Here is a 4,302-nt window from a genome sequence, read left to right on the forward strand (position 1 = left end):
GTGGTGGAGAAGCGCCGCGATTTGGTGGTGATGTGCCCGCGATAGCCCAGGGTGTGCAGCCAGGCCAGCATCGCGGTGTTTCCCGGCAGCGCCGCCAAGTCGGCCAGAGTGGACAGGATGCATCGGGTATGGGCCGCCACGTCCAGCTCGGCGATGGCTCGGGCGCTGATCCGGCGGGCGGCGATCCCGAATTCGGCAACCGATTTCGTGGTGTACTTGGCCAGATACGCCGCCACCCGCCGCGCCAGCCCCGGTTTACTGCTGTCGCCGGCGGTGAGGGGTTGGATGTCGATTTGGGTGCCGAACCGCACCACGCGCTGACAAGACGCACCCGCCGCAGCGGGGTCGATGGCGCCCGAATCACCGATTGTCACCGGCAGCCGTACCTCGGTGACGGCATGACGTAGCAGAGCGGCCAGCTCGGTCGCCGACATCGCGCCAACGGGTTGCGCGGCCGTCGCGTTCTGGTCGTCGTTGGTGGGGTCGAGTCGGATCAGGGTGTGGTAGTGGATGACCGCGCGGCGTTGGTATTCGGCGACTTTGACAAACGACACCCGCACCGCATCCGGGTCGGCCCCCGCGGCACGCAGATGGCGGGCCACGGTGCGGCGCAACGTGATGGTGAACCGGCGCCACAACTCCGGTGCGTGCCAGTTGAACAGCACATGGCCGGTGTAGTCGTAGCACTGCGGACACAACGGCTGCCCGATCACCGCGTCATCCGGGCCGTGGACCGTGGGGCACGACAGCGGATTGCCGTGTGCGCAATTGCGCGTCGCGCTGCCCGGTGGGTGGCAGGCCCGGCCGGGATGCTCGGGATGGCTGGTGTGTACGGCGCCGAAGCTGGGGGCGGTCAGCGTGGCGAACACCTGCGGGCGGTCCGCGGTGTGCTGGGGCATGCCGTGATGGCCGCCCGCCGTGCCGGCGTGGATCAACTGCCAGGTGTCGGCGGCATACAGATCCGAACACGACGGGCACACCGCAGCGCGCCGGTTGCCGCAGCGGATCATCACCGCCACCCACCGCTTACGGTCGCGGTCATAGGCGCTGGCCTGTACCGGGTTGGCGCAAAACCCCACCGACGCGCAGCGTGCCCACCACGACTCATAGCTGTGCGACGCCGCCCGGCGGATCGCCTGTTCGATCGCGGGCGAGCCGGGCGAAAGCCAGTCCGGCAATGATGCCGGTGCAAGGCTGATCATCGGGTGCTCCCGGCGCGTCCTGCCTGGTGGGGTGGGGCGAAGTGGGTTGCCAGCCAGGCGATGTCGGTGTCGGTGACGTGAAAGGCCCGCACCCGCTGGATGGTGGTGTTGCCTTCGGTGAGCACATAGCCCACCCCCGGTGTGGTGTCGGGGATGTCTTCACAGCGCGCCCCCTGCTGATGCGCCGCGGTGGACAGGATCATCGCGGTCTGGCTGGCCTCGGTCATGCGCAGCCCGACGCGGACCGGGAACAGTTGGCGCAGCGCCACCACGTCTTTGGAGGGGTCTTGCACCGCGGCGATCACCGATATGCCGACCGCGCGGCCTTGGGCGAGCCACAGCCCCAGCAGCTGTTCGACTTCGGTGCGTTGTTTGCGTTCGGCGTAGGCGGTCAGCGTGGCCAGTTCGTCGACCAGCAACACTATGTGGGGTTCAGCGCGGGTGGGCCGGTGAGCCCGGGTGGTGCCGCGCAACCGCTGCGCACGCGCCACCATGGTGGCCGTGGTCTCCCGTAATACGGCCAGAATCGAATCGGGGTCATAGGCGAACCGGTCGAACAGCGCGGTGCCGGCGGCGAACTCCATCCCGCCCTTGGGGTCCAGGCAGCGCACCGCCACCAGCCCTGCCTTGATGCCCGGCGCGAGCCCGGCGATCAGTGACCACAACACGCTGCCTTTGCCGGCGCCGGTGGCACCGCCGATCAGAATGTGGTGGCCGGCCACCGGCAGGTTCCACTGGTCGCCGGTCTCGGTGACCCCGGCCGGCACGTGGGCCAATCGCACCACGGGGGTGTCCACCGGCGGGCGGGGCAGCGGGATCGGGGCGGCCAGCCCGTCGTGGTGGCGCACGCGCAGCACGATGTCGCGGCCCCGGCCCGCCTCGATGCGGCCGGGTTGCACGGTCACACTGTGGGCGCCGAACGCTGCGGCCAGCCCGTCGACCTCGCCTTGCCAGGTCTTGACCGACTGCCCGACGAGCAACCGCACCACCAGCGTGTCGACCGCGGCCCCGATGCGCACCGTGCTCAGCACCGGCACCAGCGGGTCGGCGTCCGGTTTGCCGCGCGGCGCGATCGTCAGACCGTGGCGTTCACAGATCACCCGCCAGCGGCGCCGGTACACCAGATGCGCCCGCCGGTAGTCGCCGACCGGCTTGCCGATGAGCTGCTGATAAGTGTCGGGCCAGCCCAGCCGCCAGCCCCACACGCCCGCCGCACACACCCCGGCGAGCAGGCACGCCACCCGCAGGCCGGACAGCACTGCGGTGACGGCGAAGATGCTCACCAGGGCGGCGGTGTCGGGCCAGCGCAACGCAAAGCGCCACAGCCCCTTGCCGGTCAGCTCGACAAGCCTGACCAGCAGATCGCCAAACCAGTCGTCGTCGGCTGACTTTTCGCCGTTGGTGTTCTCGGCCATCGTCGTGGGTCCTTTCCCTGCCAGCGCTCGATCCCGTGACCAGAAACCGGGTATCGTGGCGAATCATGTTGGACTGAAGAAGGTTTCATGCCGATGGAGCACCGGGACTGGGCGGTCGATGACCGAGTCCCGGCGCCCCGCCCGGTGTTAGCCGGTGTTGCTGGCCGGTTTTGTCGCGTTAGCGGGCCGGATTGAGACAGCCCGGTAGGCGATGCCGGCGCGATCGCCTTGTGCCCACGGCAGCCCGACCAGGCCCTCCACGGTGACGGCCTGCCCAACGCTGACCGCGGGTTCACCGGGCACGGTGATCGCCAGGATCTCCGCGCCGTCTGCGGTCAGGGCCATCACCTGGACCTGCCACAGTTCTTTTCCGGTTTCGCGGTCCAGGCGGGGCTGACCGGTTTCGCGCACGGTGCGCCGTTCCGGGATGCGGGTGCAGGTGAATCGGATGCTGTTGGTGTCGATCGGTAGATTCATCATCGCCGATGCTCGCTTTCTGCTCGGAATTGCTGCGCTACAGCCGGTTTCGGCTGCACAACCAGCACACACCACAGCGGGGCTGCTGTGTAGTGAGCGGCAGTGACGCCCAGTGACTCCGGAAACGAACACACGAGGCGGCCCAGGTCAGCCACAATGGAGCAGATGAGTCAAACCCAGCGCGCCGTGACCGAGCTGGGTAGACGCCTGCAAGCCGCACGCACCGAGTGGGGCTGGAGCCTTGATGAGCTGGCAGCCGAGGTCGCCAAGGTCCGGGCCATGCGCAACCTGGACCCGCGCCCGCTGGATTCGCTGCGCCGCCAGATCATCAACTTCGAACAAGGCCGGCGCCTGCCTCAGCATCAGTGGCGCACCCTGCTAGCCGATGCCCTCCAACACGACTACGACGCCCTGTTTGGCGTGATCATCGATGCACCGTTGCCGCGACCGCTGTTGTTGGACCCCGCGGTGTCCAGCGACGTCATCGCCGTCATCGAGGCTCAGCGCGCCGCCCATGTTCAAGTCGAGCACCTATTCGGCCCGGCCTACGCCCACGAGTTCATCGACCGCGATCTGGCCACCATCGAAACGTTCATCAAAGCCACCCCGCCGCATCTGCGCCGCGAGGTCCGCCAAGCCGCCGGCCGCATCGCCGAGGTCGCCGGTTGGATCGCCCAAGACAGCGGCGACCTCACCAACGCCGAACGATTCACCCTGCTCGCCGACGACTACCTGCGTGCAGCCGGCCCAGAATTACGCGCTCTGGTGCTGATGCGCCGATCCAACATCGTCATCGCACGCGACCCCGTGCTGGCCGTCGAGCTGGCCACCGAGGCCGCCGAGCTGGTCGAAGACCGCCAGGTGGGGCGGCTGGCCGCCAGCATCGCACGCCAGCAGGCGTTGGCCGCCCAAGCCAGCCGAGACCAGGCCTTATTTGAGCGCTACACCGGCCACGCCCTCGACCTCGCCGATGTCGAACCAGCACCCGATGACCACGCCATCTACGCCACCAGCGCCTACGTGGCCTCCGAAACCGCAACCGGCTACTTGTATTTCGAGCAACCCGACCGCGCCCTGGCCCTCCTGCAAGCCCATCTAGGCAACTGGCCCGCAGCCCAGCAGCGCGACAACGCCGCCGCCCAAGCACGGCTTCTGCATGTCCTGGTCGAACTCGGCGACTACCACCGGGCCAACGACCATCTCGACAC

Annotated in this window: 4 protein-coding genes; 1 reads left to right on the top strand and 3 read right to left on the bottom strand. The window is 68.5% G+C overall.

Features of this window, described 5'->3' with window-relative positions:
* The 3 genes from AC2VON_RS18330 to AC2VON_RS18340 all read right to left on the bottom strand — a co-directional run.
* Positions 1-1,202, bottom strand: a 1,202-nt coding sequence (locus tag AC2VON_RS18330; protein WP_486954231.1) for a replication initiator, incomplete at its 3' end; no start/stop codon positions are given.
* Complete coding sequence (locus AC2VON_RS18335; protein WP_486954232.1) at positions 1,199-2,617, bottom strand: FtsK/SpoIIIE domain-containing protein; 1,419 nt, start codon at positions 2,615-2,617, stop codon at positions 1,199-1,201. The genes AC2VON_RS18330 and AC2VON_RS18335, both read right to left, overlap by 4 nt.
* A gap of 147 nt (positions 2,618-2,764) precedes the next feature.
* Positions 2,765-3,097: an SCO3933 family regulatory protein gene (locus AC2VON_RS18340; RefSeq protein ID WP_486954233.1), complete on the bottom strand. Its 333-nt coding sequence runs from the start codon at positions 3,095-3,097 to the stop codon at positions 2,765-2,767.
* A gap of 162 nt (positions 3,098-3,259) precedes the next feature.
* Between AC2VON_RS18340 and AC2VON_RS18345 the strand changes: the two genes are divergently transcribed.
* Positions 3,260-4,302 (top strand): hypothetical protein (locus AC2VON_RS18345; RefSeq protein ID WP_486954234.1); only part of this gene is annotated, 1,043 nt, incomplete at its 3' end.

Source organism: Mycobacterium sp. TH-M82, assembly GCF_057473605.1.

What these genes read in the sequence shown, in the direction of transcription:
- AC2VON_RS18340 (WP_486954233.1), bottom strand. Translation starts at nt 3,097, where the DNA reads ATGATGAATCTACCGATCGACACCAACAGCATCCGATTCACCTGCACC.
- AC2VON_RS18335 (WP_486954232.1), bottom strand. Translation starts at nt 2,617, where the DNA reads ATGGCCGAGAACACCAACGGCGAAAAGTCAGCCGACGACGACTGGTTT.